At 72.2% G+C, this 26,292-nt stretch carries 29 protein-coding genes; 19 read left to right on the forward strand and 10 right to left on the reverse strand.

Going from position 1 to position 26,292, the window contains the following annotated elements:
* The first annotated feature begins 104 nt into the window (after positions 1–104).
* The 4 genes from ICC28_RS26545 to ICC28_RS26560 all read left to right on the forward strand — a co-directional run bounded on the left by ICC28_RS26545 (position 105) and on the right by ICC28_RS26560 (position 3,669).
* On the forward strand, positions 105–611 hold the full coding sequence (locus tag ICC28_RS26545) for a SigE family RNA polymerase sigma factor (RefSeq protein WP_188291240.1): 507 nt from the start codon (positions 105–107) through the stop codon (positions 609–611).
* Between the two features lie 11 nt (positions 612–622).
* Entirely contained in the window at positions 623–1,153 is a 531-nt protein-coding gene (locus ICC28_RS26550) for a hypothetical protein (protein WP_188291241.1), read from the forward strand.
* Positions 1,154–1,222: 69 nt separating this feature from the next.
* A complete protein-coding gene (locus tag ICC28_RS26555) occupies positions 1,223–2,437 on the forward strand; it encodes a glycosyltransferase (RefSeq protein WP_188291242.1) in 1,215 nt (404 codons plus the stop codon).
* Positions 2,434–3,669 carry a hypothetical protein gene (locus ICC28_RS26560; RefSeq protein WP_188291243.1) on the forward strand — a complete coding sequence of 412 codons (1,236 nt, stop codon included), beginning with the start codon at positions 2,434–2,436 and terminating at the stop codon, positions 3,667–3,669. The genes ICC28_RS26555 and ICC28_RS26560 overlap by 4 nt, the downstream gene beginning before the upstream one ends.
* Positions 3,670–3,690: 21 nt before the next feature.
* Here the strand turns inward: ICC28_RS26560 and ICC28_RS26565 are convergent, their stop codons facing one another.
* Entirely contained in the window at positions 3,691–5,163 is a 1,473-nt protein-coding gene (locus ICC28_RS26565; RefSeq protein ID WP_188291244.1) for a DEAD/DEAH box helicase, read from the reverse strand.
* 171 nt (positions 5,164–5,334) lie between these two features.
* A complete protein-coding gene (locus ICC28_RS26570; RefSeq protein ID WP_188291245.1) occupies positions 5,335–5,538 on the reverse strand; it encodes a cold-shock protein in 204 nt (67 codons plus the stop codon).
* A 296-nt stretch (positions 5,539–5,834) separates the two neighbouring features.
* Here ICC28_RS26570 and ICC28_RS26575 point away from each other — a divergent pair, with 296 nt between their 5' ends.
* Entirely contained in the window at positions 5,835–7,166 is a 1,332-nt protein-coding gene (locus tag ICC28_RS26575; protein ID WP_411158628.1) for a phosphatase PAP2 family protein, read from the forward strand.
* A 13-nt stretch (positions 7,167–7,179) separates the two neighbouring features.
* Here ICC28_RS26575 and ICC28_RS26580 read toward each other — a convergent pair whose 3' ends face one another.
* Together ICC28_RS26580 and ICC28_RS26585 are read right to left on the reverse strand one after the other, a co-directional pair.
* On the reverse strand, positions 7,180–7,455 hold the full coding sequence (locus ICC28_RS26580) for a hypothetical protein (RefSeq protein ID WP_223189539.1): 276 nt from the start codon (positions 7,453–7,455) through the stop codon (positions 7,180–7,182).
* Entirely contained in the window at positions 7,446–10,040 is a 2,595-nt protein-coding gene (locus ICC28_RS26585) for an AMP-binding protein (RefSeq protein ID WP_317454107.1), read from the reverse strand. Before ICC28_RS26585 ends, ICC28_RS26580 begins: the two co-directional genes overlap by 10 nt.
* 185 nt (positions 10,041–10,225) lie before the next feature.
* Between ICC28_RS26585 and ICC28_RS26590 the strand changes: the two genes are divergently transcribed.
* The 4 genes from ICC28_RS26590 (at position 10,226) to cutA (ending at position 14,504) form a co-directional block, all read left to right on the forward strand.
* Entirely contained in the window at positions 10,226–11,284 is a 1,059-nt protein-coding gene (locus ICC28_RS26590; protein WP_188291246.1) for an iron ABC transporter substrate-binding protein, read from the forward strand.
* 6 nt (positions 11,285–11,290) lie between these two features.
* Positions 11,291–12,958 carry an ABC transporter permease gene (locus ICC28_RS26595; RefSeq protein WP_188291247.1) on the forward strand — a complete coding sequence of 556 codons (1,668 nt, stop codon included), beginning with the start codon at positions 11,291–11,293 and terminating at the stop codon, positions 12,956–12,958.
* A complete protein-coding gene (locus ICC28_RS26600; RefSeq protein ID WP_188291248.1) occupies positions 12,955–13,992 on the forward strand; it encodes an ABC transporter ATP-binding protein in 1,038 nt (345 codons plus the stop codon). Before ICC28_RS26595 ends, ICC28_RS26600 begins: the two co-directional genes overlap by 4 nt.
* Before the next feature lie 179 nt (positions 13,993–14,171).
* Positions 14,172–14,504, forward strand: a complete 333-nt coding sequence (gene cutA, locus ICC28_RS26605) for a divalent-cation tolerance protein CutA (RefSeq protein ID WP_188291249.1) — start codon at positions 14,172–14,174, stop codon at positions 14,502–14,504.
* 12 nt (positions 14,505–14,516) lie between these two features.
* Here cutA and ICC28_RS26610 read toward each other — a convergent pair whose 3' ends face one another.
* Positions 14,517–15,845 (reverse strand): helix-turn-helix domain-containing protein, encoded by a 1,329-nt coding sequence (locus ICC28_RS26610; protein ID WP_188291250.1) that lies wholly within the window; start codon positions 15,843–15,845, stop codon positions 14,517–14,519.
* 183 nt (positions 15,846–16,028) lie between these two features.
* Here ICC28_RS26610 and ICC28_RS26615 point away from each other — a divergent pair, with 183 nt between their 5' ends.
* From ICC28_RS26615 to ICC28_RS26640, 6 genes are all read left to right on the forward strand, one after another.
* Positions 16,029–16,379: a hypothetical protein gene (locus tag ICC28_RS26615; RefSeq protein WP_188291251.1), complete on the forward strand. Its 351-nt coding sequence runs from the start codon at positions 16,029–16,031 to the stop codon at positions 16,377–16,379.
* Positions 16,376–16,609, forward strand: a complete 234-nt coding sequence (locus tag ICC28_RS26620; protein ID WP_188291389.1) for a hypothetical protein — start codon at positions 16,376–16,378, stop codon at positions 16,607–16,609. Before ICC28_RS26615 ends, ICC28_RS26620 begins: the two co-directional genes overlap by 4 nt.
* Before the next feature lie 274 nt (positions 16,610–16,883).
* Positions 16,884–17,156 carry a putative ATP-grasp-modified RiPP gene (gene tgmA, locus ICC28_RS26625; protein ID WP_282701066.1) on the forward strand — a complete coding sequence of 91 codons (273 nt, stop codon included), beginning with the start codon at positions 16,884–16,886 and terminating at the stop codon, positions 17,154–17,156.
* Positions 17,157–17,167: 11 nt separating this feature from the next.
* Positions 17,168–18,127 (forward strand): ATP-grasp ribosomal peptide maturase, encoded by a 960-nt coding sequence (gene tgmB / locus ICC28_RS26630; RefSeq protein ID WP_188291252.1) that lies wholly within the window; start codon positions 17,168–17,170, stop codon positions 18,125–18,127.
* Positions 18,120–19,241: an ATP-grasp peptide maturase system methyltransferase gene (tgmC, locus tag ICC28_RS26635; RefSeq protein ID WP_188291253.1), complete on the forward strand. Its 1,122-nt coding sequence runs from the start codon at positions 18,120–18,122 to the stop codon at positions 19,239–19,241. Before tgmB ends, tgmC begins: the two co-directional genes overlap by 8 nt.
* Before the next feature lie 126 nt (positions 19,242–19,367).
* Positions 19,368–19,802, forward strand: coding sequence for a hypothetical protein (locus ICC28_RS26640; protein WP_188291254.1), 435 nt, complete (start codon positions 19,368–19,370; stop codon positions 19,800–19,802).
* A gap of 48 nt (positions 19,803–19,850) precedes the next feature.
* Here ICC28_RS26640 and ICC28_RS26645 read toward each other — a convergent pair whose 3' ends face one another.
* Complete coding sequence (locus tag ICC28_RS26645) at positions 19,851–21,197, reverse strand: PHB depolymerase family esterase (RefSeq protein ID WP_188291255.1); 1,347 nt, start codon at positions 21,195–21,197, stop codon at positions 19,851–19,853.
* Positions 21,198–21,445: 248 nt separating this feature from the next.
* Complete coding sequence (locus ICC28_RS26650) at positions 21,446–22,030, reverse strand: TerD family protein (protein ID WP_188291256.1); 585 nt, start codon at positions 22,028–22,030, stop codon at positions 21,446–21,448.
* Positions 22,031–22,264: 234 nt separating this feature from the next.
* On the opposite strand from ICC28_RS26650, the gene ICC28_RS26655 reads away from it, so the two are divergent.
* Both ICC28_RS26655 and ICC28_RS26660 read left to right on the forward strand, forming a co-directional pair.
* Positions 22,265–22,684, forward strand: coding sequence for an ATP-binding protein (locus tag ICC28_RS26655; RefSeq protein ID WP_188291257.1), 420 nt, complete (start codon positions 22,265–22,267; stop codon positions 22,682–22,684).
* Positions 22,685–22,984: 300 nt separating this feature from the next.
* Complete coding sequence (locus tag ICC28_RS26660) at positions 22,985–23,476, forward strand: DUF5994 family protein (RefSeq protein ID WP_188291258.1); 492 nt, start codon at positions 22,985–22,987, stop codon at positions 23,474–23,476.
* Positions 23,477–23,503: 27 nt separating this feature from the next.
* On the opposite strand, the gene ICC28_RS26665 is transcribed toward ICC28_RS26660, so the two are convergent.
* The 3 genes from ICC28_RS26665 to ICC28_RS26675 all read right to left on the reverse strand — a co-directional run bounded on the left by ICC28_RS26665 (position 23,504) and on the right by ICC28_RS26675 (position 24,979).
* Complete coding sequence (locus ICC28_RS26665) at positions 23,504–23,938, reverse strand: DUF5994 family protein (RefSeq protein WP_188291259.1); 435 nt, start codon at positions 23,936–23,938, stop codon at positions 23,504–23,506.
* 229 nt (positions 23,939–24,167) lie between these two features.
* On the reverse strand, positions 24,168–24,461 hold the full coding sequence (locus ICC28_RS26670; RefSeq protein WP_223189543.1) for a hypothetical protein: 294 nt from the start codon (positions 24,459–24,461) through the stop codon (positions 24,168–24,170).
* Between the two features lie 122 nt (positions 24,462–24,583).
* Positions 24,584–24,979, reverse strand: coding sequence for a DUF5994 family protein (locus tag ICC28_RS26675; protein WP_188291260.1), 396 nt, complete (start codon positions 24,977–24,979; stop codon positions 24,584–24,586).
* A 198-nt stretch (positions 24,980–25,177) separates the two neighbouring features.
* On the opposite strand from ICC28_RS26675, the gene ICC28_RS26680 reads away from it, so the two are divergent.
* Both ICC28_RS26680 and ICC28_RS26685 read left to right on the forward strand, forming a co-directional pair.
* Entirely contained in the window at positions 25,178–25,555 is a 378-nt protein-coding gene (locus tag ICC28_RS26680; RefSeq protein WP_188291261.1) for a hypothetical protein, read from the forward strand.
* 198 nt (positions 25,556–25,753) lie between these two features.
* Positions 25,754–26,230, forward strand: coding sequence for a hypothetical protein (locus ICC28_RS26685; protein ID WP_188291262.1), 477 nt, complete (start codon positions 25,754–25,756; stop codon positions 26,228–26,230).
* Positions 26,231–26,292 lie beyond the last annotated feature (62 nt).

Here is a 26,292-nt window from a genome sequence, read left to right on the forward strand (position 1 = left end):
TGCTGTCCGAGTGACCCAGATCACGGTGCTCGGGTGCAGCGTGGGGGGCCACTCAGTGCCTTTCCCCCGGTGTAGGCAACTGGCGAGAGCGGGGACGGGGCGGGATGGAGCAGGCTGGGGCGGGTGAGTTCGACGCGTTCGTGACGGCCCGGTGGGCGGTGCTGCTGCACCTCGCCCGGCTGCTCGTGGGCGGCGACCGGCACCGGGCCGAGGACCTGGTGCAGGAGTCCCTGGTCAAGCTCTGGTTCGTGTGGCCCAAGGTCGCGGAGGACGCGCCGGAGGCGTACGTCCGCAAGGTGATGGTGCGCGCCGCCGCCCGCTCGGGCCGACGGCTCTGGTGGGGTGAGCGTCCCGTCGAACGGCTGCCGGAGGTGCCGCAGCTCGGCGACGTCTCCGCGGACGTGGCGGAGCGCTCCCGGCTGGAGGCGGCCCTGGCCCAGCTCTCGCCCCGGCAGCGGGTGGCGGTCGTCCTGCGCTACTACCAGGACCTCCCCGAAGGGCAGGTGGCGGAGGTGCTCGGGTGCCCGGTGGGCACGGCCCGCTCGCACGCCGCCCGGGGTGTGGCGCGGCTGCGGCAGCTCCTGGCCGATGTCATCGAGCCGGCGCGGTGAAGGAGGACCTCATGGATCACTTCGAGCGGCAGCTGGCGCGGATGATGCACGACACCGAGGAATCCGCGCCCTTCGAGCCCAGACACCGCGAGCGCCTGCGGACGGCGGTGCGTGCCCGTCAGCGCGCCCGAGCCGTGCAGAAGGCCGTCGGCTCGGTGCTGGTCGTCGCCGGTCTCGGCATCGGTGTGTTCCTGCTGCCGGGCGACGCCACCCACGTAGAGCCGACCGGGCCCCGGCCGCGGCCCGAGATGAGTCCCGCGCCCACCGGGCCCTCCCCGTCCCCGACGTCGCACCCGTCCCCGACCACGACGCCGGACACGTCTCCGAGCGCCCCGCCCAGCACGTCCTTCCCGGCCACCGAGGCGCCCGTGCCCCCGACCACGGACGGGAGTACGGCCACGGCCTCCCCGCCTCCGCCCGAGAGCACGGCCACCACCACAGCGCCGCCCACGCGCTCGCCGTCGGCGACCGCGCAGGGGGAGCCCTCGACCGACGCGTCCTCGTTCCCCACGTTCCCCGAGCCCTCGGGGTCCTTCGAGTAACGGACCCGACCCGCACGGCGTCGCGCCGCTTCGGCATGCCCCGCGCCAGAGCACAGACAAGGACAAACCATGAGAAATCAGGGATCGCTGGACCTGGACTGCCTGCCGCGACGCGCCCCCGTGCCGACCCGCCACCCGGAGCCCGTCCTGGACGTCGTCGTCCCGGTGTTCAACGAGGAGACGGACCTGGAGCCCAGCGTGCGGCGGCTCCACGCCCATCTGCGCGAGACGTTCCCGTACCCGTTCCGGATCACCGTCGCCGACAACGCCAGCACGGACGGCACCCCGCGCATCGCCGCCCGCCTGGCCGACGAACTCCCCGAGGCGCGGTGGCTGCGGCTGGACGAGAAGGGCCGCGGCCGGGCGCTGCGGGCCGCCTGGTCCCAGTCGCGGGCGCCGGTGCTGGCGTACGTGGACGTCGACCTGTCCACGGAACTGGCCGCGCTGCTGCCGCTGGTCGCCCCGCTGATATCCGGGCACTCCGACATCGCCATCGGCACCCGGCTCGCCCCCGGCGCCCGGGTGGTGCGCGGCCCCAAACGGGAGATCACCTCCCGCTGCTACAACGCCCTGCTGCGCTCCACCCTCGCCGTGGGCTTCTCCGACGCGCAGTGCGGGTTCAAGGCGGTGCGGCGCGACGTGGCCGAGCGGCTGCTGCCGCTGGTGCGGGACTCCGGGTGGTTCTTCGACACCGAGCTGCTGGTGATCGCCGAACGCGCCGGGCTGCGCATCCACGAGGTGCCGGTCGACTGGGTGGACGACCCCGACAGCCGCGTCGACATCCTCGCCACCGCGCTGGCCGACCTGCGGGGCATCGCCCGGATCGGCGGTGCGCTGGCCCGCGGCACCCTGCCGCCGGCAGGCCTGCGCCGCGGCGGCTGCGCCGAACCGCCGGGCGGGCTCGTCACCCAGCTCCTGCGGTTCGCCGTGGTGGGCGCGCTGAGCACGCTCGGCCACCTGCTGCTCTTCGCGGCACTGCGCCCCGCGACGGGCGCCCAGGCCGCCAACGCGCTCGCGCTGCTGGTCTGCGCCGTCGCCAACACCGCCGGGAACCGGCGGCTGACCTTCGGGCTGCGCGGGCGCGGCGGTGCGCTGCGCCACCAGGGGCGGGGCCTCGTGGTCTTCCTGGTCGGACTGGCGCTCACCGGCGGGGCCCTCGCCGTCCTGCACCGGGCGGTGCCCGCCGCCTCGCACGGCACCGAACTCGCCGTACTGCTCGCCGCGAACCTGGCCGCGACGCTGCTGCGGTTCCTGCTCTTCCGGGCGTGGGTGTTCCGCGTATGACGACGACGCTCGCCCCAAACGCGAGCCTGCCCGTCGAGGCGCCGCCCGCCCGATGGCGGCGCGCCGCCGAGTACTACGGCCCCGTACTCGCCCTGTACAGCACGCTGAAGCTCCTCGGGTTCGGCGTCTTCATGTACCTGCTGCACTCCGCCGGGGACTACCGCGACAAGCATCCGCGGTTCGGCGGCGGCGAACGTCCGTGGGACGTCCTGGCCACCTGGGACGGCTGGTGGTACCAGCAGATCGCCGAGCACGGCTACCACCCCGAGCTGGTGCCGGTGCCCGGAGCCACCGGCCTGATCACCCTCGAAGGGAACTCGGCGGCGTTCTTCCCGCTCTACCCGGCCGCGATGCGCCTGGTCTCCGAGGTGACGGGCCTGGGCCTGTACGGCGCCGGCCTGCTGGTCTCCGTCCTCGCGTCCTTCGCCGCGGCCCTCGGCATCCACGCCGTCACCGCCAGGCTGGGAGGCCGGCGGGCCGGACTGGCGGCGGCCGGACTGTGGGCCGTGTGGCCGGGCTCCGGCGTGGAGTGGGCGGTCTACTCCGACTCCCTCTACGTGGCGCTGGCCGCCTGGTCCTGCCACGCCGTCATGACCCGCCGCTGGCTCACCGCCGGCCTCCTGACCTGCGCGGCCGGGCTCAACCGGCCCACGGCGGTGGCGCTGATCGGCGCCGTGGCCGTGGCGGCCCTGCTCGCGGTCCACCGCCGTCAGGACGGCATCGCGCGCCCGGTGACCGCCATCGCCGTCGCCCCCCTCGGCCTGCTCGCCTACCTGGGCTGGACGGGCCACCGCATGGGCGACTACGGCGGCTACTTCAAGCTCCAGTCCGGCGCCTGGGCCCACGAGTGGGACTACGGCCGCCACACCGTCGACGTCCTCACCTCGGTGCCAGTGGGCCACTCCGACTACCTCTTCGTCTGGCCCTACGCCGACCTCATCGCGACGGGCGTGGTCCTGCTGGCCCTGGCCCTGCTGCCGTTGCTGGTCCGACTACGCCCACCGCTGGTCCTGCTGGTCTACACCGCCCTGACCCTCGTCCTGGTCCTGGGCAGCCAGCAGATCTTCGCCAACGTCTCCCGCTACCTGCTCCCGCTCTTCCCGCTCTTCATCCCGCCGGCCCTCGCCCTGCGCCGCCTGAGCCCGGCGCACCTGTACCTGCTGCTCGGGCTCGCGGCACTGGCGTCCGGTTCCTATGCGGGGTACGCGCTGTTCGAGCTGGGGGTTCCGTAGAGGGCGTCAGGAGTGGGGGCGTCAGGAGCGGGGGCGGGGGCGGCGTCCGCCTCGGCGGCGGCCGGAGGAGCGGGGGCCCTGGGGGCGTTCGACGGGTGCGGAGGCCGCCGGGGCGGGGAGGGTGACGGGGGTGCCGGAGGGGGTGCGGGCGCCGGTGATGCGGGTCAGTTCGGGCTCGCCGGAGCGGGTCCGGGTGGTGCGTGCGGTGATGCCGGCGTCGTTCAGCAGGCGGGTCATCGCGCGCCGCTGGTGGGGCAGGACGAGGGTGACGACGGTGCCGGACGCGCCCGCGCGTGCGGTACGGCCGCCGCGGTGCAGGTAGTCCTTGTGGTCGGCGGGCGGGTCGACGTTGACGACGAGGTCGAGCGCGTCGACGTGGATGCCGCGGGCCGCGACGTTGGTGGCGACCAGGGCCGTGACGTGGCCGTCCTTGAACTGGGCGAGGGTCCGGGTGCGCTGGTTCTGGGACTTGCCGCCGTGCAGGGACGCCGCGCGCACTCCGACCGCCAGCAGCTTCTTCGCCAGCCGGTCCGCCGCGTGCTTGGTGTCCAGGAACATGATCACCCGCCCGTCACGGGCGGCGATCTCGGTCGTGGTGGCGTGCTTGTCGTCGTCCTCGACGTGCAGCACATGGTGGTCCATGGCGGTGACCGCGCCCGCCGGCGGGTCGACCGAGTGCACGACCGGGTCGTGCAGGTACCGCCGCACCAGCCGGTCGACGTCACGGTCCAGGGTGGCGGAGAACAGCAGCCGTTGTCCGTCCGGCCGCACCTGGTCGAGCAGTGCCGTGACCTGCGGCATGAAGCCCATGTCGGCCATCTGGTCGGCCTCGTCGAGGACGCTGACGGCGACCCGGTCCAGGGCGCAGTCGCCCCGCTCGACGAGGTCCCTCAGCCGCCCCGGCGTCGCCACGACGACCTCGGCACCGGCCCGCAGCGCGCTCGCCTGGCGGCCGATCGACAGCCCGCCGACGACGGTGGTCAGCCGCAGGCGCAGGGCTCGGGCGTAGGGGGTGAGCGCGTCGGTGACCTGCTGGGCCAGTTCCCGGGTGGGCACCAGGACGAGGGCCAGCGGCTGCCGGGGCTCGGCGCGCTGCCCGTGGGTGCGCGCGAGCAGGGCGAGGCCGAAGGCGAGGGTCTTGCCGGAGCCGGTACGGCCGCGGCCGAGGACGTCACGTCCGGACAGGGAGTCCGGCAGCGTCGCCGCCTGGATGGGGAAGGGCGCCGTCACGCCCTGGGCGCGCAGCGCGGCCGTGAGCGGTTCGGGCAGGTCGAGTTCGGCGAAGGTCTCGGCGGGCGGCAGGGCCGGGGTGCCCGTGACGGGCGGTGCGAAGTCCTCGCGGGGGGCGGCGGGGGCGCCGGTACGGCGGGGCCGCTTGCCGCCGGTCGCGTCGGCCGGGCGGCGCGGACGGCGCGGACGGTCTGTGCCGGTGCCACTGCCGTTTCTACGGTCCGGGCGGCCCGTGCCGGTGCCGTTGCCGTTCCTGCGGTTCATACGAAAACCCTTCCTCGATGCGGCACGTATCGAGGAATTCCCGTCGGCGGTCCGGAGCCGCGACGGAATTCGCAAGACTGAGCCTGCGGTTGGCCGACGGTTTAAAACACAACGAACGGGGCCCGCGCCCGAAAGCGCGGGCCCCGTCACGTGGAACGCGAGGCGTTGACGTCAGGCGGGAACGATGTTCTCGGCCTGCGGGCCCTTCTGACCCTGCGTGACGTCGAAGTTCACCTTCTGGCCCTCCTGAAGCTCACGGAAACCGGAGGTGGCGATGTTCGAGTAGTGGGCGAACACGTCGGGACCGCCGCCGTCCTGCTCGATGAAGCCAAAACCCTTTTCCGAGTTGAACCACTTCACGGTGCCAGTAGCCATGCTGTATCTCCCTTGGGGCAGTGACCGGGGCCGCACCTTGCAGACCCGGAGTCGCCGCGATGATCGCCCCTCCGGAAATATCCGGAAAGCTCCCGGAAACAAAATCTCTGGGTGTCTTCGGTAACCAAAACTGCAACTCATTCCACGGTACCACAAAGGTAATATCTGTGGCGGCCGTGACAGCATGTGCGCACGTGCCGGTGATCGACAACGAGCAAATGTGGCTGAAATTGAGACAAATAACACCACAGTCCCGTGGGCGAATAGACCGCAGACTCTGGGCCGTAGCGGGCGTCGTGACCCTCGGCTTCCTCGTGGCGTTGGAGATCGCCGCACGTAGCTACGGCCTGCCCGGGCCGCTCACCAACCAGGCGCGCGAGCTGGTGTTCCCCCCGAAGTCGGGCGGCATGCTCTACGCCGGCCTGGCGCTGATGCTGGTGGTGCTCACCTGGCGGCAACGGGTCGTCGCGGTCGCCGCCGCGATCGGCATCGACCTCGCCTTCGCGGTGGTCCGCTGGGCGGTCGGCGCCGAGGTGACCCAGGGGCACCCCTTCGGCAACGGCGCGCTGTGGGTGATCCTGGGCTGCGCGGTCATCGCGGTGACCCGGCGCACCGGCCCGGAACGGACCCTGCTGCTGAAGGGCGTCGGCCTGAGCCTGCTGCTGCTGGCCGGACGCAAGACCGGTGACATCTGGCTGCTGATCACCTCCAAGACCCGCCCCATGGTGCTCGACCAGTACATGGCCACCGCCGACCACGCCCTCGGCGACCCGTCCTGGGTGGTGGGCAGGATCGTCGAGGCCACCGGCCCGATCGGCTTCAACTTCCTCGACACCGTCTACGGCCAGCTCGCGGTGGCCGCGGTCGTCGTCGCGCTCTACCAGCTGCGCAACGTGGCCGTCGAGCGCCGCTTCCCGGCCCACCACCTGGTCCGCACGTTCCTGGTGATCGGCCTCCTCGGCCCCGGCATCTACATGATCTACCCGGTGGTCGGCCCCCTCTTCGCCTACGGCACCGGCGCCGAGCACTGGGCGTCGATCAGCCTGTGGTCGCCCAAGATGGAGCCCAGCGCGCAGTGGGCGGTGGCCCACCTGTGGCCGGACACGCCGGTGCCGCCCGGCACGCCGCAGGCCATGCCGTTCGACGAGTACACCCCGCGCAACTGCATGCCCAGCCTGCACACGGCCTGGGCCACCGCGATCTTCCTCCACACCCGCAGCGGCCCCCGCCCGCTGCGCTACGCCGGCACCTTCTGGCTGGTCGCCACCCTCGCCGCCACCCTCGGCTTCGGCTACCACTACGGCGTCGACCTCATCGCCGGTGTGGTCTTCACCCTCACGATCGAGGCGGCCCTGCGCTCCTACGACCGCGGCTGGGACCGCCCCGGCCTCCGCCTCACCGCCTACGGCGCCGCGGTCTTCACAGCCCTCCTGGCCTCGTACCGCTACCTCCCCGAGGAAATGGCCGCCCACCCCTGGGCAGCCGGCCCGCTCCTCCTCCTGGCCATGGCCTCGGTGATCTACGGCTATCTGCGGATCACCACCCAGTGGGAACAGCTCCCCGTGCCGGCCCAGAGGACCGCTCCCCGAGCCGAACAGCAGAGCCTGACGGAGAAGGAGAAGATCTGAGAGGCGGGGAGGATCAGCCCCGCAGAGCCACGTGGTACGCGGAGCCCCACAGCACCGCGGCCGAGGCCAGACCCACCACGACGCGCACGCTCTCGTCGGAGCGGCCGACCGCGTGGAGGACCAGCCCGACGACCGCGACGACGGTCAGCAGTACCGCCGTCCAGCGGTACTGCCACTGGTCGTAGAGGCGCGCCAGCGGGAAGAAGTGCAGCCCGACGACGAGCGCGACGCCCGCGGGGCCGTGGACGGCACGGTCGGCGCCTGATCGGCCCTCCCCGGTCACAGCCACCGCACCCGCCGCGCCGCCCGGGTCACGAACGTCGCGTAGCCGACGCCGACCGCGAGGGAGGCGAACAGGGCGGTGAGCGGGAAGTCGTTCTGGAGGTACGGGTAGACCTGGTAGTGCGTCAGGTAGATGTAGAGGGAGCTGCTCGCCAGGAGGCCCGCGAGGGCGTTGACGGGGCCGACGCTGGGCAGGGCCGGGACCCAGATCAGCAGGCCCAGGCCGACGATGACGAGCGTCGTGCGCAGGGGCTGGTCGTGGAACAGGCCGGGCACGGTGAGCAGCAGCACGGCCGTGAGCAGGGCCCGTTGCCGTACGGTGGTCGCCCGCGCGGCGGCCCAGCCCAGCGCGAACAGCCAGAAGACGACCGAAGGGCTCAGCTGGGGGCGCTGGGACGCCAGCCCCAGCAGGTCGTAGCGGCCGACCAGGCCGAGGGCCATGAGCGCCAGCGGCACCCCGAACACGTACCGCCGCTCCAGCCGGTCCAGCAGCGGTACGGCCATCAGGGCGGCGAGGACGACGAGGAAGTAGACCAGGGCCTCCACGAACCAGTAGGCCCAGTCGAAGCGGTCGTTGCCCTGGGAGATCAGGCTGTTGAGGAGTACGGCGTTGGCCGGGTCGTAGAAGTCGGTCAGCAGGACCGCCCCGGTGATCCACACCATGCTCGGCAGCGCGATGCGGGCGATGCTGCGCCACAGGCGCCGTACGCGGTCGCGGCGTGCGGCGTCGGTCAGCTGGAAGCGGGCGAAGTTGTAGCCGGCGATGCCGAGGAGGATGTGGGCGAAGCCCTTGATGTCGAAGATCTGGATGTGGGAGCCGACGATGAGGACGATCCCGGCCGCGCGCAGGGCGATGCCGGTCTCCAGGGTGCGTCGGGTCCGCCAGGAGCGCAGTGCACCGGCCACGCCTCGTCGAGGCTCCTCCGTCGGGGCAGCCGCCTGCGTACGCAGTTCGCGGATGGTCCGCGTGTGCCAGTCCGCGGGCAGGCGGCCCAGCGCCTCCTCCAGACGCAGGGACATCTCCACGTAGCAGAGGGAGTCGCCGCCGAGGCTGACGAAGCTGCTGTCCTCGGTGACGTCGGTGCGGCCGAGGATCTCGGTGTAGAGCAGGAGGAGGTCCTCGTCGGTGCCGGGCGGCTCCGGCTGTGCGGAGGGTTCGGGGCGGGTCAGCCGTCGTACGGCCTCGTAGTCGGGCTTGCCCGAGGCCAGGCGGGGCAGTTCGGCGAGCACCCGGACCCGTAGCGCGCGGACCGGGAGCCCGCATCGGTCCGCGACCAGGCGCCGGATGCCGGCCTCGTCCTCGGTGCCTTCGAGCGCGGCCACCGCCAGCGCCTCGCCGTCGCCCGCGCAGAACGCGGGGACTCCGTGCTCGGCGAGCAGGTTCTCCACCTGCTGCGGGTCGATGCGCAGTCCGAGGATCTTCGCGAAGCGGCTGCGGCGGCCCACGATCTCGTAGAGCCCGTCGGGGGCGCGCCGGGCGAGGTCGCCGGTGTGCAGTTCGTCCACCGTGCGGCCGAGGGCGAGGTCGGCCGGGCTCTCGGCGTAGCCGAGCATCACGTTCGGGCCCGAGTAGACCAGCTCGCCCACGTCCGGGCCGTGGCCGTCGACCGGCTTCAGCCGGAAGGAGCCGCCGGGTATCGGCACGCCGATGGCCTCCGGGCGCTCGGCGGCGAGGTGCGCGGGGAGGTAGGCCATGCGGGCGGTGGCCTCGGTCTGGCCGTACATCACGAAGAACTGCCAGCCGGAGCGGAGGCCCAACCGGGCGTAGTGCGCGGCCCGTTCCGGGGCGAGGCGGCCTCCGGCCTGGGTGACGCGGCGCAGGTGCGGCAGCTCCATCCGCTCGAAGCCGATCCGGTCGAGCAGGTCGAAGGTGTACGGCACCCCGGCGAGCGAGGTGCCGCGCGCGGCCCGGAACTCCTCCCAGAACGCGGCCTCGGACACCGACCGCTCGGTGAGGACCAGACCGGCGCCGCGCACCAGGTGGCTGTGGATGACGGAGAGCCCGTAGCAGTAGTGCATGGGCAGCGTGGTGGCCGCGCGGTCGGTGTCGTCGATGCCGAGGTACGTGGCGATGGACTCGGCGTTCGCCTGGAGGTTGGCGTGGGAGAGCCGCACCAGCTTGGGCGAGCCGGTCGAGCCGGAGGTGCTCAGCAGCAGGGCGAGGTCCGGGTGGAGGGTGTGGGCGCTGCCGGGGTGGCGTTCGTCGAGGTGCCAGCTTCCGTCCGCGCGCGGGCGGGCGACGACGTCGGGGGCGTAGGCCTCGGTCAGCGAGCGGACGGTGCTCTCGCTGTCGCCGGGGACGAGTAGGACGGGGTGGCCGGCGGAGAGGGCGGCGAGGTGGGTGACGAGCGCGTCGGCGCGGTTGGCGCCGGCCAGCAGCACCAGTCGCCGGGTCGGTCCGAGGCGGGCGGCGGTGGCGGTCACCCGGTCGGCCAGTTCGCGGTAGGTCAGTTCGCCGTCCGGGGTGACGAGGGCGACGCGGTCGCCGTGGGCGGCGAGGTCACGCGCGAACGGGACGGTTTTCGGCCACGGCCGGGAAACGTCGGGTGCGGGAGCGGCGGGTGCCGGGACGGATCCGGTGAGATCGATCACGGGGGCACGCCCTTTCTGCGGCAACGCCCGCTGCCAGCTCGGTAACCCTTGACGGTTAGGTGAGCTTTACCTTATTTATAACATGGTCATAATCAAGCCACAGGAAAGTCACAGATCGCTCCGCCCCTCGCTCCGCACCGGCTGACCGGCGGCGTGACGGCGAGCTCCGTAGGAAGGCACACACCATGCGACGCCCCTCGGTTCGCCGGATCACAGCACTGGTCGCGGCCGGTCTGCTGCTCCCCGCCCTCGCGGCGTGCGGCTCCGGATCCGACTCCGACGACACGGCCGGCGGGGCCGCGGACGGCGACTCCACCCTCGTCATCTACTCCGGCCGCAACGAGAAGCTCGTCAAGCCGCTGCTGGAAGACCTGGAGAAGGCCGTCGGCGCCAAGGTCGAGGTGCGCTACGGCGACAGCGCCGAGCTGGCCGCGCAGATCCTGGAGGAGGGCGAGCGCACCAAGGCCGGACTGTTCTTCTCGCAGGACGCCGGCGCGCTGGGCGCCCTGTCCAAGGAAGGCATGCTCCAGAAGCTGCCCTCCGCCACCCTCGACAAGGTCGACGGCGCCTACCGCGGCTCCGACGGCGACTGGGTCGGCCTCTCCGGGCGCGTCCGCGTGATCGCCTACAACCCGGACAAGGTCGCCGAGGACAAGGTCCCGGACAGCGTCTTCGACGTCGTCGAGCCGGAGTGGAAGGGCAAGGTCGGCTTCGCGCCCACCAACGCCTCCTTCCAGGCGTTCGTCACCGGCATGCGCGTCCTGAAGGGCGACGACGCCACCCGCGAGTGGCTCAAGGACCTGAAGGACAACGGCGCCAAGACCTACGCCAACAACCTCGCCACCCTCGACGGCGTCGAGGCCGGGGAGGTCTCCCTGGGCCTGGTCAACCACTACTACTGGTACGAGCGCGTCGCCGAGAAGGGCGAGGACAAGGTCAACTCCCGGCTGCACTTCCTGCCCGGCGACGACCCCGGCGCGCTGATCAACGTCGCCGGCGCCGGCGTCCTCAAGGACAGCGGGCAGAGCGCCACCGCCCAGAAGGCCGTGGACTACCTGCTGTCGAAGGACGCGCAGACCTACTTCGCCGACAGGACGAAGGAGTACCCGCTGGCCGCGGGCGTCACCAGCACCGTCGAGGACCTGCCGCCCCTCGACTCGCTCGAATCCCCCGACATCGACCTCGGCCGGCTGGAGTCCCTCCAGGAGACGCTGGCCATGCTCCAGGACGTCGGACTGGTCTGACCTGCCATGCCCACATCGCCGTCCACCTCGCGCCCGGCCGGAGCCCCGGCACCGGCCGGGGACGAGCACACCCGCGAGGCGGACGGGGGCGCGGCCGCACGCCCGCCCCGTGCGCCCCGTACGCCGGTCAGGGCCTGGCGTACGGCCGCCAAGACCCGTCGCAGGCCCGACCGCAGGCCGCCCCTGATCCTGCTGGTGCCCGCCTGCGTCGCCGCCCTGTTCGCCCTGCTGCCCCTCGGCTACCTCGCCGTCCGGGCCCTGGAACGCGGCCCGGCCTTCGCCTGGGACGTCGTCGCCGACGAGCGGACCCTTGACCTCCTCGGCCGCAGCCTCGGCCTGACCGCGGTGGTCGTGGCGGCCTCGCTCGTCCTGGGCGTCTCCCTGGCCTGGCTGACCGTGCGGACCGCCCTGCCCGGCGCCCGCGCCTGGTCGGTGCTGGCCACGCTGCCGCTCGCCGTGCCGAGCTACGTGGCCGCCTTCGCCTGGCTGTCGGCCGAACCGGGCCTGGCCGGCTTCGGCGGCGCCGCCCTCGCCCTCACCCTGGTCAGCTTCCCCTACGTCCACCTGCCGGTCGCCGCCGCGCTGCGCGGCATCGACCCGGCGCAGGAGGAGGCCGCGCGCTCCCTCGGCCACGGCCCGCTCGCCACGTTCGTCCGCGTCACGCTCCCGCAACTGCGACCGGCCGCCGCGGGCGGCGCCCTGCTCGTCGCGCTGTACGTGCTCTCCGACTTCGGCGCGGTCTCCCTGATGCGCTACGACACCTTCACCCGCGCCATCCACACCTCCTACCGCGCCTCCTTCGACCGCACCCCGGCCGCCGCCCTCAGCGTCGTCCTGGTGGTCATGACGGTCGCCCTGGTCGCCGCCGAGGTCCGCACCCGGGGCCGCGCCGGGCACGTCAGAACCGGCACCGGCACCGCCCGCCCGGCGGTTCCGGCCGCCCTCGGCCGGTGGCGCCCCCTCGCCCTCCTGTGGTGCACCGCGATCACCGCCGCCGCCGTCGCCTTCCCGCTGGGCACCCTCGGCTACTGGCTGGCCGTCGGCTCCTCGGCCACCTGGGACCTGGGCGCACTCGCCGAGACCGCGTGGGCCACCTTCGGGGTCGCGGCGGCGGGTGCGGGCCTCACCACCCTCCTCGCCCTGCCGGTCGGCGTGATCGCCGCCCGGCACCGGGGCTGCGGCGCCAAGCTCCTGGAACAGGCCGCGTACGCGGGGCACGCGCTGCCCGGCATCACCGTCGCCCTCGCGCTGGTCTTCTTCGCCGTGCGCTACGCCTACCCGCTCTACCAGGAACTCCCGCTGCTGGTCTGCGCCTACGCGGTCCTCTTCCTGCCGGTCGCGGTGGCCGCCACCCGCGCGGCCGTCCTCCAGGCGCCGCCGGCCCTGGACGACGTGGCCCGCTCGCTCGGCCGACGGCCGTGGCAGGTACTGCGCGAGGTCACGGTCCCGCTGGCCGCACCCGGCGTGGCCGCCGGGGCCGCGCTCACCTTCGTGGTCTGCATGAAGGAACTCCCCGCGACCCTGCTGCTCCGCCCCACCGGCATGGACACCCTCGCCACCCGGCTGTGGACCGAGACCGGCGCCGGCTCCTTCGCGGCCGCCGCCCCCTACGCCGCCGCGCTGATCCTGCTGGCCGCCGTCCCCTCGTACCTCCTAGGCAGGCACCGGACATGAACGAACTGCACGTCGAAGGACTCACCAAGTCCTACGGAGCCGGCGAGCCGGTCCTACGAGGCCTGGAACTCACCGTCCCGGCGGGCGCGTTGGCCGCCGTGCTCGGCCCCTCCGGCTGTGGCAAGACCACCATGCTGAGGATCGTGGCCGGGTTCCTGCGCGCGGATGCGGGCACGGTCCGGCTCGGCGACCGCCTGCTCACCGGCCCCGGCGTCCACCTCCCGCCGGAGCGCCGCCGCATCGGCATCGTGCCCCAGGAGGGCGCCCTCTTCCCGCACTTGAGCGTGGCCCGCAACGTAGCCTTCGGCCTGAAGGGCCTCGATCGTTCCGAACGACGCCTGCGGGTCGCGGAGTTGCTGGACCTGGTAGGCCTCGCCGGCTACGGCGACCGCATGCCCCACGAACTCTCCGGCGGCCAGCAACAGCGCATCGCCCTCGCCCGCGCGCTCGCCCCCCGCCCCCAACTCGTGCTGCTCGACGAGCCCTTCAACGCCCTCGACAGCGCCCTGCGCACGGGCGTGCGCTCCGACGTACGCGCCGCACTGCGGGCCACCGGCGCCACGGCCATCCTCGTCACCCACGACCAGCAGGAGGCCCTCTCCATCGCCGACCTCGTCGCCGTCGTCCGCGACGGCCGGGTAGCCCAGTGCGCCTCCCCGCAGGACCTCTACCGCCACCCCGCCGACCCCTGGATCGCCGACTTCGTGGGCGACGCCGTCACCCTCCCCGGCACCGTCACCCCCGACGGCACGGCCCGCACCCCCCTCGGCCCGGTCCCCCTCGCGCCGACCGACCTCCGCACCGGCACGGTCCTCCTCCGCCCGGAACAACTCCGCCTGACGGACGTGGATTGCGAAGGCGCCGTCCGCGGCACGGTCACCGACGTCTGCTACTACGGCCACGACGCCATGATCACCGTAGCCGTCGAGGGCCACCCGACCCCGGTGGACATCCGCGTCGCGGGGCCTCTCGCGGTCCGCCCGGGGGACGAGACGGGCATCCGTGTGGAGGGGGAGGCGGCGCTGCACGGGTAGGGGGCGGGGCTTCGGCGTCTCTAACTCTTCGGCGTAGAAGAGCAGTTGGCGCGGTACAGCGTGGGAGCGGTCGGTGATCCGCTCGCTGGTCATGTCGGCGGCGGCCTGCTCGGGTTGGTTCGCGTCTGTCAAGTTCACTTGGACCACCAGTAGCCACACTCGCGGCTAGGGTCGCTCGCATGGCTGACTACGTGCAGGTGTCGACGGCGACGGAGACGCGTGAGCAGGCGGTGGAGCTGGCCCGGTCGGTGGTCTCGGACCGACTCGCGGCAGGGGCGCAGATCGTTGGTCCGGTCGTCTCTGTCTTCTGGCACGAGGGTGAGTTCGGGACCGGTGAGGAGTGGCAACTCCTGTTGAAGACTCGGACGGACAGGTACGCCGAACTGGAGTCGCTTCTCCTCAGGAATCACCCGTGGAAGAACCCCGAGGTGTCGGCTGTGCCGATCGTGGCTGGATCGGAGGCGTACCTCCGTTGGGTGAGCGCGACAGTGAATCCGGCGGACTCCGACTGAACCGCACAGCGATCAGGCTCGGGCCCTCTCAAGAACCTCCGAGACCGCCGGAACGGCGTGGTACGCGCCTAGCCGGTCCAGGACGGGGACAAGCCGTTGTCGGGGCCGGACGGAGGCAACACCGGCACAAAGGTCAAGCGCGCGGCCCGTGACGACGGCGGCTTGCTCAACCTCTCCGGCCGTCATGTACGACTCAGCGAGCCACGACAGATACAGGCTCTTGTCCCGTGCGTGAGTGTCGTCGTACTGGGCCAGGGCGGTCTCAAGAGCGGGAATCGCGCGCAACGGGCGCCGAAGCTCTGTCCAGCACCGGCCGGTCATGATCCGTAGCTCGTTCTCGTCGACCCACGCAACCCAATCGGGTTGCGGCTCATCGTTGGGCTCGGAGAGGGCGGCGTCGGCGGCCTGCAGGGCTCGCTCGGTCTCATCGGCGAGTCCGGCGACGGCGTATGCCCACGCCAGCCGTTCGTACAGCAGCGCACGAACTCCGGGGGGTGCGTCAGAGCCTGCCGTCTCGCAGGACCGAGCAGCGGTCTCCGTCCCGGCCTGATGGTCACCGTTGACCTTCTGGTAGGCGAGGAAGGCAAGTGCGTTGCCCGCTAGCGCAGTGTCTCCGGCGTCCGCAGCCGCCGCGTAGCTCTCCTCGTACAGCCCGGCTGCGTCATCGTGCATCCCGCCATCGAACGCGGCCCAACCAGCTTGCTGCGCCTGCTCGGAGAGCACGGAGAGCAGGGCCCGGCCCGTCTCCTCGGTGTAAGTGGCTTCACGGACGAGAGCCTTCGTGGCCTGGTACTCCCCGAGATAGACCCGGTACGTGTCCCCGCCCCCCAAGATGTCGTCAAGGCGGCGTAGGCGGGCCGTGCGCTCCCGTAGCTGCTGGGGGACACCACTTCCAACCCGACGGCCCGCCAAGGGGTGGATGAGGTCGGGCAGCCCCACGGCGAGCCCAACTCCAGCCGTTACCTTGAAGAACTTCCTCCGCTGCACGTCATCTCCGTCTGCGTCGATGGCCTGTGCAGGCGCTGGAAGCACCCGGCGCAACGAGAAAGGCGTCTCCCATTGGCGCGGGGCGAGACCGAGCATGCGCCCGGGGATGCGCAGTGCATCCGCGATTCGCGTGATCTTTTCGAACGTGGTCACGCTGCCATGCCCACGCGCCAGAGCCCCCACGCGTTCGGGCTTGATGTCGCACTCGGCCGCGATCTTCGAGTAACTGATCCCAGCCTCACTTCGAGCCAGGGCGAACACTGTGCCGAAGTCGTGGGCCGCGATTGCGGCCCTCATGTCCGCGCGTTCAAGGACCGCGCGAGGGAGCGCGGTTGGCGGTTCATAAGTGGTCATGAGATGCCCCGCTGCGCCTGCTGGTGACAGTGTGTCGCACTGGCGTCACAGTCAGCCTACCCATGATGGGGGTACCCACGGTGGGGAAGTCAGCAGCCCTGCAGCGGTGGAACGTTGAAACGTTCAGACCCCCGCGACCGTGCGACCGGTCCGGGGGCGTGGCCACCAGCTACAGAGGAGCTGATGACAGTGGGCATTATCCACACGATCCTGGGATGGGTCGTAGGTGTGTTCGCGCCCGGTACCAGCAGGCGCCGGGCGGGTGCGCGCCCGGTCTCTGAGACACGCGAAGAGGGGCCCGAGACGCCTGACGTCCTCCCGCAGCTTCCCGCCCACCGGTCCCCCTACGGCCTGCACGCCCCCCTCGACGGGTACGCGGTGGTCATGGTCCGGCCCTACGTCCTGGCGGCGGAGCGGGAGCGGTCGCGGCGGGGTGCGGAGCAGTGGCGGCGACGCCTGGCGCTGGTCCTCGCGGCTGACTTCGGTATCGATCTCGACCGGCACATCGTCGGCGCCGAGGGGGTGTCGGCGTGAACGCGCTCCCCGAGCACCCCGAGGAGGAGTCGCGGGAGCGGCGGCCGGTGCGGATGTGTGTCCTCTGCTGCGCGATGACGGACCGGCCGGTCGTGGTCTCGGAGGTGCACGCGAACACCGGCCCCGGCTTCAACGTGTACGCCTGTCCCGGGTGCGCGCCGTCGTTCCCTCCGCTGCCGGACGTGCTGACGCTGCTTCCGCCCTCCCGCCGTGCCGGGGGTGAGCGATGAACGCCGGAACCCCGCCGGAGCCGGGCGCCTCCCGCTTAACGATCAGCACGTACCGCCTCGACGGCGACGGGCGGCCGGTCCGCGCGACCGAGCCGACCACCTACGCCCCCGGCACGGCCACGGTCCCGCCCGTGTCCCCCGGCTGGCCGCCGTGCCACTGCCCCCGCTGCCGCACCGGGTGCGGCCCGGGCGGCCGGTAGCGCCCTCTGACCGGCCGCCCACCCGCGTTAAGGGCCTGGACGACACCACAGTACGAAGCGACCAAGGAGGAGATGTGCAAACAAGCTTCGTAGGTACGGAGACCACCGCACCGGCCCCGTGGGGGCTGCGCCGTATGGCTCCGATGCGCAACGGTTCTCCCTCGCCGTGGCGTTACGCGGGCATCGACCCGGTCACGCAGACCGGCCGATGGGTCGGGGAGGACGGAGCGATGACGCCGGCCGAACTCGGCAAGCACGGAACCAGCGTGAACACCTACCCGCCCACGCAGGTCAGCAAGGACGGAAAGTTGGATACCGACTCCGGCCACGACGCGACACAGGACTAGGACGTCGAGCCATGGACGGACGCCCGGTGCTGGTCTGCACGGAGTGCGAGGACGCAACCGCTGATCTGGTCATCACGGAACTGAACCGGCGCCGGGTGCCCGTCCTCCGGTTCGATCCGGGGCGCGACTTCCCGTCGCCCGTGGTGCTCGCCGCGCACGTCGGAGTAGGAGGCTGGGGCGGACGGCTGTCGGTCGGGGAGCGTACGGCCGACCTGTCCGCCGTACGCGCCCTGTACCACCGTCGGCCAAGTCCCTACCTGACGGGTAGCGGTGAGCAGGCGGCCCGGTTCGCCGCGCAGGAGAACCGGCGCGGCCTGGGCGGCGTGCTGGGCGCGCTGCCGGGGTGCCTGTACCTGAGCCACCCGCAGGCCATCGCGCGGGCGGAGTACAAGCCCGCGCAGCTCGACGCGGCGACCCGGGTTGGGCTCACGGTTCCGCCCACCCTGATCACGAACCATCCGGTGGAGGCCAAGGCGTTCTGCGCCGCACAGCCGACCATCTACAAGCCGTTGCATGCGGCGGCCTACGAGGTCGAGGGCGAACCGGCCGGAATCTGGGCGGCCCCGGTCGAGGCGGGCGAGATCGACGGTGCGGTGAGCCACAGCGCGCACCTGTTCCAAGCGCAGGTGCCCAAGGTGGCGGACGTGCGTGCGGTCGTCGTCGGCGACCAGGTGTTCAGCGCCCGGATCACCGCGCCGCCCGGGGTCGTGGACTGGAGAGCCGAGTACCAGAGCCTCACCTATGAGCCGGTCGTCTGTCCGGAGGAGATACGCGGGGCGCTGCTGCGGTTCCTCGCCGCCTTCGGGCTGAACTTCGGCGCCTTCGACTTCGCCGTGACCGCGGACGGCGGATGGTGGTTCCTGGAGTGCAACCCCAACGGCCAATGGGCCTGGCTCGAAGACGCGGCCGGACTGCCGATCACCACCGCCATCGCAGACCTGTTGGAGAACGGAGTGAGTCAGTATGAGTGACCCCCTGCCGTCGGAACACCTACGGGCCGACCTCGCGCGGCGCCTGTCCGAGGTCGGCGCCCTGCGCAGCCCGGAATGGGAGGCGGCCGTCATGTCGGTGCCGCGCGAGGCGTTCCTCGCGCGCGGCTGGTTCGAGTACGAAGAGGGCGGCTGGTACCGGCCCGCGGCCGGAGACTTTGTGGAAGGACTCGCGCGGATCTACGAGGACGACACCCTCGTGACGCAGGTGGCCGGGGGCGTCTTCCCCGACCAGGTCGAGGGGCGCATCGCGGCGGCCCCCTCGTCGTCGTCCACTCTGCCGAGCCTGGTCGTGCGGATGCTCGAAGAGTTGCGGGTGATCGAGGGGACGCGTGTTCTGGAGATCGGCACGGGTACGGGCTACTCAACGGCGCTGCTGTGCCATGCCGTTGGCGAGGAGAACGTGACCACGGTCGAGGTCGACGCCGAGGTGTCCGCACGTGCCGGGATCGCGCTCGCGGGCGCCGGGTACTGGCCCGCCCGCGTGGTCGGTGACGGACTGGCGGGCCACAAGGAGGGCAGCCCGTACGACCGCGTGATCGCCACGTGCGGCGTGCACACCGTGCCGACCGACTGGCTCGCGCAGACCCGGCCCGGCGGTGAGGTCCTGGTCACGGTCGGCGGATGGATGCACGCATCCGAACTCGTACGGCTCACGGTCGCCGACGACGGAACGGCCGGCGGCCCGGTTCTCGGCGGACAGGTCTCGTTCATGCTGGCCCGTCCCCACCTTCCGCCCCCGCTGGGCACCCTGCCCAACGTCAGCGAGGGCGACGCGGTGCCCGCGGAGCTGGGCGCGGATGCGCTCGACGACTGGACCGCCCGTTTCGTCGCACAGTTCGCCGCGCCGCGCGCGCAGTGGCTCACGCTGGAACGGGACAGCCGGACGGAACACGTCCTGATCGACGTGGACGCCGAGGCGTGGGCGGTCGTCTTCCAAGATGGCGGTCAGTGGATGGTCCGGCAGGGCGGCACGGCGCGTCTGTGGGACGGAATCACCGAGCGCGTCACGCAGTGGCAGGCGGACGGGCGCCCGCCCGCCGACCGTATGCGGCTGCATGTCGACCCCGACGGGCAACGCCTCACCTGGACGTGACCGCGTCCTGACAGCTGACGCCATCCAGTCCTGATTCAGCCATCTGACCAGTACTCACACCCCCGGGCGCGAGGTGTCAGTACCGTGACAAATCGTATTTGACCCGAGCACGCGACGGAGATCTCTGTGAACCGCACCCCCCGCACCGCTGTCGTTCTCGCGCTCGGCGCTGTCCTGCTCGCCGGAGCTTCCGCGTGCAGTATCGAGAGCGCCGCGAAGGCCGACCAGATCGGAGTTGCGGAGAAACTTCCCGCAGACCCGGATCAGGGGAAGTCGGAGGAGAACGCCCGAGAGTTCCGTTCCTGGGTCGATGCGCATGGAACCGCGCAGCAGAAGGATGCGGTCGGACGCGTGCAGCGCATCATCGGTGAGTGGGACGAGAAGACGGGAAACGCCTATATCTCCACCGATATCAATGGCGGGAAGACCCAGGTGAAGGATCCCCAGGCGGCTGCCACCGCGATCGTCGAGGCGTTCGGCGACTGGAAGGACTCGGAACAGGGGTACGCGTCGCTCTATGACGTCTTCGGCAACGCGATGATCACCAACTACAAGTTCTGAGAACACACCCCAGGTCAGTGACCTGGGGTGTGTTGTGTGCCCACCGGGTCAGGCGTGGCGCCACTGTTGGTTGGGGGTGCCGGAGCAGTTCCAGAGGCCGACTGTGGTGCCGTTGGTGGTGGCGGCGCCGGTCACGTCCAGGCAGAGGCCCGACTGGGCGCTGGTGATGGTGCCGTTGGGGTTGAGGTTCCACTGCTGCTGGGCGCCGCCGTTGCAGTCCCACAGGACGACCTTGGCGCCGGGCGTGGTGCCGGCCGCGTCGAGGCACTTCGTGCCGCCGTAGACGGTGAGTTGCTTGGCCGGGGTGCGGGTCCAGGTCTGGTTGGTGCCGCCGTGGCAGTCCCAGATCTGGGTCTGGACGCCGTTGGTCTGCGAAAAGCCCGGTACGTCAAGGCACTTGTCAGCGCCGATCGCGCGGAGCGGGCCCGTGGTGGCGCCCCCGGAGCCGTCGAGGCCGAAGAAGGCGATGGCCCGGGCGGCCATGCCGGTGGCGGGCAGGGAGTGTCCGGCGCCCTGGATGCTGATCGCCTCGACCGGGGCCTGCGCGCCGGTGGAACCGTAGCGGGTGCGGGTCCAGTCGGCCTCCGGGGAGTCGGTGAAGACCGGCGTCTGGCTCACCCCGAGCACATTGGTCCACTGCTTGATCTCTTCACCGAAGTTCGGGTAGCGCAGCGCGTCGTCCTCGGTGCCGTGCCACAGCTGCATCCGCGGCCGGGGGCCGGTGTATCCGGGGTAGGCGTTCCGGACGAGGTCGCCCCACTCCTGCGGGGTCTTGGAGATCTGGCCGGTGGCGCAGGCGGTGTTCCAGCCGGAGCCGTCGGTGGTGGCGAAGCAGCCGAACGGCACGCCCATGAACGCCGCCCCGGCCTTGAACACGTCCGGGTAGGCGCCCAGCAGGACGTTGGTCGTCATCGCGCCGGACGAGGCGCCGGTGACGTAGACCCGGTCGGCGTCGGCGTTCATGTTCTGCACGGTGTACCGGACCATCTGGGCGATGCTCATGGGGTCGCTGCCCCCGTCGTGCCTGAGCGCCTGGGGCGAGGAGACGTCGAAGCACTGGCCGCTGACGTTCGCGTCCGGGTAGATGACGATGAACCCGTGCTGGTCGGCCAGGCGGGCGAACTCCGTGTTGTTGTAGAAGGTCGGCCCCGTGCCGGTGCAGTAGTGCACCGCCACCAGCACCGCCGGGCGTGCCGGTGCGCTGTCGGGCTTGTAGACGTACATCCGCAGGTTGCCGGGGTTGCTGCCGAAGCCGGTCACCTCGGCCAGGGACGCGGCCGACGCGGTGGCGGCCGAGGCACCGGTCAGTACGAGCGCCCCGAACAGCGGCGAGATCGCCATCAGCAGGGCCACGAGTACGTCTCTGACGCTTCTCTTCTTGGACTTCCGGGACATTGACGGTGCCCTTTCTGGAATCCGGCGTGACCGAGTGAGTGATCGTTGGTGAAGCGCTTCGACGCTCCCATCAGTCCAGACAGGGTGTCAATCCCTCGTACCAAGCAAGGTCAGATCGGCTTCGGGTCCTTTGTTTTGCCGGATATTTCGTCGCCGCTTGGCCTTTCATGCGAAGCGCTTCAACAACGGGGCACCGAGAGCCCCCGCGCCGGGCCCACGGGGCGGGCGCGAACGGCTTCGGTGGAGTGCTACTTGCTGACCGCGAAGCGCATCAGGGCGTGTTCGTCGCCCTGCTTGATCTTGCCGGTCGTGTTGATCACTTCGAGCTTCCAGCTTGCGCCCACGCGGACGGCCTTCGCCACGGCGCACCCGTTGTCCTGGGAGAGCAGGCTCGGCCAGATGTCGGCCACCTGCTGGGTGCTGCCGCCGGTCGCGTCGTAGACCTTGAAGCTGATGTTGCGCGCCTTCTGGAAGGAGCTGCCCTTCTTGTAGGCGGCGGCCACGAAGACGATCGACGTGATCTGGGACGGGAGCTTGGCGAACTCGACGGTGACCGTCTCGTCGTCGCCGTCGCCGTGGCCGGTCTGGTTGTCGCCGCTGTGGACCAACGAGCCGTTGCCCATCGGGTCGAGCGAGTCGAGGCCCGCGAGGCGCACCGGGTCCCCGCCCTGGAGGGCGATGGCGATCAGGTCGAGGTCGGTGCCGGACTTGCGGCGCAGCTTGCCCAGCACTCCGCCGCTGCTGCCGGCGGTGGGGTCCCAGGAGACGCCTATGGACAGGTGGGTCACTCCGTCCAGGTCCGCCGGGCCGTCTTCCTTGGTGAGCGTGATCATGTGGGTCGCATCCTCGTGTCGACAGGGACTACACAACACGCAGAGTCTGCCTGGCGGCTTTCCGGTTCCCTGTGACGGGTCCGCCGAGCACCGCCGCAGCCGTCGTTCCCGGTTGCCGATCAGCCACCGCGGGCATGACCCGGGGACGGGACCGTTCGCGCCGGTCGGGGACACGGCGCAGGCAGGGACGCTCAGCCGAGCGCACCGGACGCCCCACGGAGGAGAGTGAGACTCATGCGTGCCCACACGGGTGCCGCGGCGCAGACCGCACGCGCCGAGTACACGCTGCCGTGCACCGTCACCTCCGCCGGGCGGGCCCGCAGACTGACGTCCTCCTTCCTCGCCCGGCCGCGCTCCCGCATCGCCCCCGTCGGAGCCGAGCAGGTGGCAGCCGCCACGCTGATCGCGTCCGAGCTGGTCGCCAACGCGGTACGGCACGGTCGCACCGGCTGTCGGCTACGGCTGCGGGTGGGCGCGGGCCACGTGACCGTGGAGGTGCGCGACGACGCGCCGGGGCGGCCACGCACACGTGCCGGGCGTGCCGAGGACGAGAGCGGGCGGGGCCTGGCCATCGTGCGGATACTCAGCGAGCGCTTCGACATCGTGGTGCCCGTGACCGGCGGCAAGACCGTCCGGGCGGTGCTGGCTGTCTGAGCGGTTGCCGGCCCTGCCCGAGCGGTGTCGCCCCGTCCGGGCAGCGTTGGCCCCGTCCGAGCGGTGGCGGCTGTCTGAGCGGTGGCGGCTTGAGCAGTTGTCGGCCCCGTCCCAGCGGTGGCGACCGTCCGAGCGGTGCCCGCCGTCCGATCCGATCCGGTGCGCGCACCGCGCCGCGCCTCGCCGCCCCCGCCGCGTACGCCGTGGCGGCGAGGAACGGCGTACGGTGGAAGGGCGAGTCCTTCGCCCCCTGTAGGTCCCGCATCCCCCCGATCCCGGCGCCCGAAGGCGATGACCATCATGAGCGAGCCCGCGGAGCGGCCGGCCGACAAGCTCCTGCCGGACTCGGTCCGCCAGGCCGTGAGGCCGGGCACCGCACTGTTGCGGCTGACCACCTCGCGCTCCCGGTCGGGGCTGCTCGACGGCGCGTGGTGGCCGAGGTCCCGTGACGCCCGTGCCGAACTGCCCGAACTGATCGAGGCGTTGACGGTCCATCTCGGCTCGGTCCAGCGGGTCGGGCTGGACGCCACCGCCTGGGACGACGCGCCCACGTCCTTGGTCGTCGAGGGACGGCGGGTGCGGGTCGACTGGTCCTCGGTGGCCGACGACACGGTCCTGATCACGCGTGGTGACCAGGACCATTTCCTGCTGCTCGTCGTACCCCCGGGCGCCACCGTGGAGACGGCGCACGCTGCCATGGCGCAGGCCGCCGTCCCGGACAACACAGAGGGCGGACAGCAGATCCTGATCACCGTCGGCATCGGTACGGGCGAGGGCGGCCCGGGGACCTGATCGTCGTCCGGCCACCGCCACCGGGACTCAGGCCGCTCGTCCCCCACCGTCTCCCGCAATGGTCCCCCTGGCGGCCTCGTCCATGAGCCGTCCGGCCTCCCGCCGCGCGCTGTCGGGGGCGACCACCAGCAGATCCCACCGGCCGCGGCCGGGCGCGAGCAGGCAGATGGTCGGCGGGGCCTGCGGATGGTTCGTCAGATGCAGGCGTACGACCTGGTTGGCGACGAGCATCCGCCCGGGGCACGCGGACCACGAGGCTCCGTTCACGGTGACGCTGCCGATCTGTCCCCAGGCGGGCGGCAGCCCGGCCAGCAGCCCGGGGAGCTCGGCCGTCAGGTCGTAGGAGCGGGGCCACCAGGCTCCGTCGATGAGCCGGGGGAGGCGGCCGTGCGACGGCTGGGCCGCGAGACTCAGCCGGACGGCGGTCGAGGAATCGGGCGGGGGCGGCGGGGCGGGGGACATGGGAACTCCTGGGTGGGGTGCGGCAGCGGGGGCGTCGGGTGGGAGGCGCGCTGTCCCGTCCCACGCCTGCGCGAGGCCGTCGGACGGTGAGCGAACGGTGAGCGAAGAGGACTGACGGACAGGCGGCGCAGGCCGGCCGGCACGGGGCCCTGGACCGCAGCACGAGCGGTGCGGCCGGGATCAGAGGCTGCGCCTCTTCGGTGGTGGTGCGGTGAGGGACGGCGGACCGTCAGGCGGTCTCGTCCGGGTGCGCCTGGTCGGCCGGGGGCCTGCTGGTGTCGAGCCAGGAGCGGAGCGGGCCCGCGACGTGAGAGGCGTCGAGCGTCAGGTGCAGCCGCGTTCCGCTCCCCGGGCTCGCGGGGTAGCTCCGTTGCTCACCGCCGGCGAACAGCGCGCGGAGCGCGTCCGCGACACGCCTGGCGGCCTCCGGGTCCTCGGCGACGATGCGGACCTCCACCCGGTCCCGTGCGGTCGGGGGGTTGTGGGGGTGATGCGTGGCGTCGGTTGCCGTACTGCGTGCCATGGCGGGACCTGCCCCGGACCTGAGCGGCCCGTGTCGCGGTGCGGCCGGGGACGAGACCGGTTCGGACACCGGTGTACGACATGCCCTCGGCCCTTCCACCATACTCCGTGCCCAGGACCTGTTCAGAGGCCGTACGACGCCACGGCCGCCATCAGGTACTCGGCGTCCGCCGCCGCCGTCTGCGGCGGAACGACCAGCAGGTCCCGTCCGCCCTGGTCCGCGTCGAGCAGGCACGCCGTGTACCGACGCCGCCATACGGACTCCCTGCGCAGTCGTACGACGTGGTGGCCGACGAGGATCCGGCCCGGCGACTCCGCCCACATCTGCGCGTTCACGGTGACGCAGACGATCTTTCCCCACTCCGGGGGCAAGGCGCCGATCAGCGGCGGGAGTTCGGTCAGCAGATTGCGGCAGCGGGGCCACCACGCCCCGTCGACGTGCAGCGACACCGCACCGCGCGGCGCCAGCCGCAGACGGGCCACCGGCGAGGAGGGCGGGGGCTGGAGGACGGCGGCCATGCGAGGCGCTCCTGTCTGGGCAGCGGCCGGTGGACGCCGCCCGGATGTCCGCGGCGGACCACGGGACGAGAGGACGGCCCTGCGTACGACATGCCCTCGGCTTCCACCGTAACTCTCCCCGTTGGGAAAGGAGCCGTCGTCGGCGGGCGGATGTCCGCAGCGGCGCCGCGGGCCCTCCTCCCCAGGCGGAAGCCGGTGTTGGCGAGCTCGGACGCTGCCCCCGCGCACCGACCGTCCCTTCCGCCCCGGCGCGAGGCCGGACTCGCGCCCGGAGCCGTCCGCACCCGCAGCGGCCGACGCTTCCCCGCCGAACGCGCCGACCTCGCCGGACGCGCCGACCTCGCCGGACGCGCCGACCTCGCCGGACGCGCCGGACGCGCCGGACGCCCCGACCTCGCCGAACTCGACGACGCCCGGCGCGCGGAAGCCGGACGCGCCCCGGTGTCCCCCCTCGCGGCGGCGACCACCCGCCCGGAACGGACCGGTACCACGGGCTTGGGCGGCACCCCGGATCCTGATCTCCACGGTCGCTTTCGGATCGGCCCGGCCACGCGGCACCTGGCGGCCGGTGCGTAGCGCCGCGTACCGTGTGGCCGGACCACCGGTGGCTCCGGTCGCCTGCGGTCCGGCCGCGTGATACTTCTGCGGCGCATCGGGAACCTCCGGCCGCCCGGCGGCGTTCGTGTCACTGACGGCCGGACGATCCGGGCCGTCGGCTCAGGGTGCCCAACTGCAGATTTCCGTACGACGACTTGACCGGGGGGAGCAAGAGGCGTGCAGCAGCACCGCGCACAGCCCCCGCGCCCGGCCGCCGTCGTACTCTCCGCTCTGCTCGCGGTCCTGACCTTCCTACTGCCGGTGTCGGCCAAGTCGACGCCGGCGTCCCGCCCGTCCTCGGCAGGAACGGCCACGACGGGCACCTCCACCACAGGCGCCTCCACCACAGGCACGCCCGCGACGGCCAGAGTCGCCAGGGCAACCGCGCCGACGCCGACGCCGTCGACAGCCGACGCGCAGCGAGCCGTCACCGTGGCGCACCCCGTGCTCGGTCACGCCGACTCCGTGCCGCACCCGAGCCCGTACCCCGGCTTCGTGGGCCCCGCCGCCGGGGACACCGCCCCGCACCGCGCCGTCGGCGGCCCCGCCGTTGCCGTGGCGGCCGCGGAAGCGGAAGCGGGCCGCGGCACCGATCCGCGTCGCCCGCGCGGCCCGCCCTCCCCAGGGAGCACCGAAGTCCGTATCGACGCCTGACCGTTCGCCTCCGCGCCCGGCGCAGACGTCGACTCCGTCTGCCTGCCCCTCGTGGAGAACCC

Origin of the sequence: Streptomyces sp. TRM68416 (genome assembly GCF_014596915.1) — a bacterium.
Classification (GTDB): Bacteria; Actinomycetota; Actinomycetes; order Streptomycetales; family Streptomycetaceae; genus Streptomyces.

Coding starts and splice junctions, on each gene's coding strand:
- ICC28_RS26545 (WP_188291240.1), top strand. CDS start 105: ATGGAGCAGGCTGGGGCGGGTGAGTTCGACGCGTTCGTGACGGCCCGG.
- ICC28_RS26550 (WP_188291241.1), top strand. CDS start 623: ATGGATCACTTCGAGCGGCAGCTGGCGCGGATGATGCACGACACCGAG.
- ICC28_RS26555 (WP_188291242.1), top strand. CDS start 1,223: ATGAGAAATCAGGGATCGCTGGACCTGGACTGCCTGCCGCGACGCGCC.
- ICC28_RS26560 (WP_188291243.1), top strand. CDS start 2,434: ATGACGACGACGCTCGCCCCAAACGCGAGCCTGCCCGTCGAGGCGCCG.
- ICC28_RS26565 (WP_188291244.1), bottom strand. CDS start 5,163: ATGAACCGCAGGAACGGCAACGGCACCGGCACGGGCCGCCCGGACCGT.
- ICC28_RS26570 (WP_188291245.1), bottom strand. CDS start 5,538: ATGGCTACTGGCACCGTGAAGTGGTTCAACTCGGAAAAGGGTTTTGGC.
- ICC28_RS26590 (WP_188291246.1), top strand. CDS start 10,226: ATGCGACGCCCCTCGGTTCGCCGGATCACAGCACTGGTCGCGGCCGGT.
- ICC28_RS26595 (WP_188291247.1), top strand. CDS start 11,291: ATGCCCACATCGCCGTCCACCTCGCGCCCGGCCGGAGCCCCGGCACCG.
- ICC28_RS26600 (WP_188291248.1), top strand. CDS start 12,955: ATGAACGAACTGCACGTCGAAGGACTCACCAAGTCCTACGGAGCCGGC.
- cutA (WP_188291249.1), top strand. CDS start 14,172: ATGGCTGACTACGTGCAGGTGTCGACGGCGACGGAGACGCGTGAGCAG.
- ICC28_RS26610 (WP_188291250.1), bottom strand. CDS start 15,845: ATGACCACTTATGAACCGCCAACCGCGCTCCCTCGCGCGGTCCTTGAA.
- ICC28_RS26615 (WP_188291251.1), top strand. CDS start 16,029: ATGACAGTGGGCATTATCCACACGATCCTGGGATGGGTCGTAGGTGTG.
- tgmB (WP_188291252.1), top strand. CDS start 17,168: ATGGACGGACGCCCGGTGCTGGTCTGCACGGAGTGCGAGGACGCAACC.
- tgmC (WP_188291253.1), top strand. CDS start 18,120: ATGAGTGACCCCCTGCCGTCGGAACACCTACGGGCCGACCTCGCGCGG.
- ICC28_RS26645 (WP_188291255.1), bottom strand. CDS start 21,197: ATGTCCCGGAAGTCCAAGAAGAGAAGCGTCAGAGACGTACTCGTGGCC.
- ICC28_RS26650 (WP_188291256.1), bottom strand. CDS start 22,030: ATGATCACGCTCACCAAGGAAGACGGCCCGGCGGACCTGGACGGAGTG.
- ICC28_RS26655 (WP_188291257.1), top strand. CDS start 22,265: ATGCGTGCCCACACGGGTGCCGCGGCGCAGACCGCACGCGCCGAGTAC.
- ICC28_RS26660 (WP_188291258.1), top strand. CDS start 22,985: ATGAGCGAGCCCGCGGAGCGGCCGGCCGACAAGCTCCTGCCGGACTCG.
- ICC28_RS26665 (WP_188291259.1), bottom strand. CDS start 23,938: ATGTCCCCCGCCCCGCCGCCCCCGCCCGATTCCTCGACCGCCGTCCGG.
- ICC28_RS26670 (WP_223189543.1), bottom strand. CDS start 24,461: ATGGCACGCAGTACGGCAACCGACGCCACGCATCACCCCCACAACCCC.
- ICC28_RS26675 (WP_188291260.1), bottom strand. CDS start 24,979: ATGGCCGCCGTCCTCCAGCCCCCGCCCTCCTCGCCGGTGGCCCGTCTG.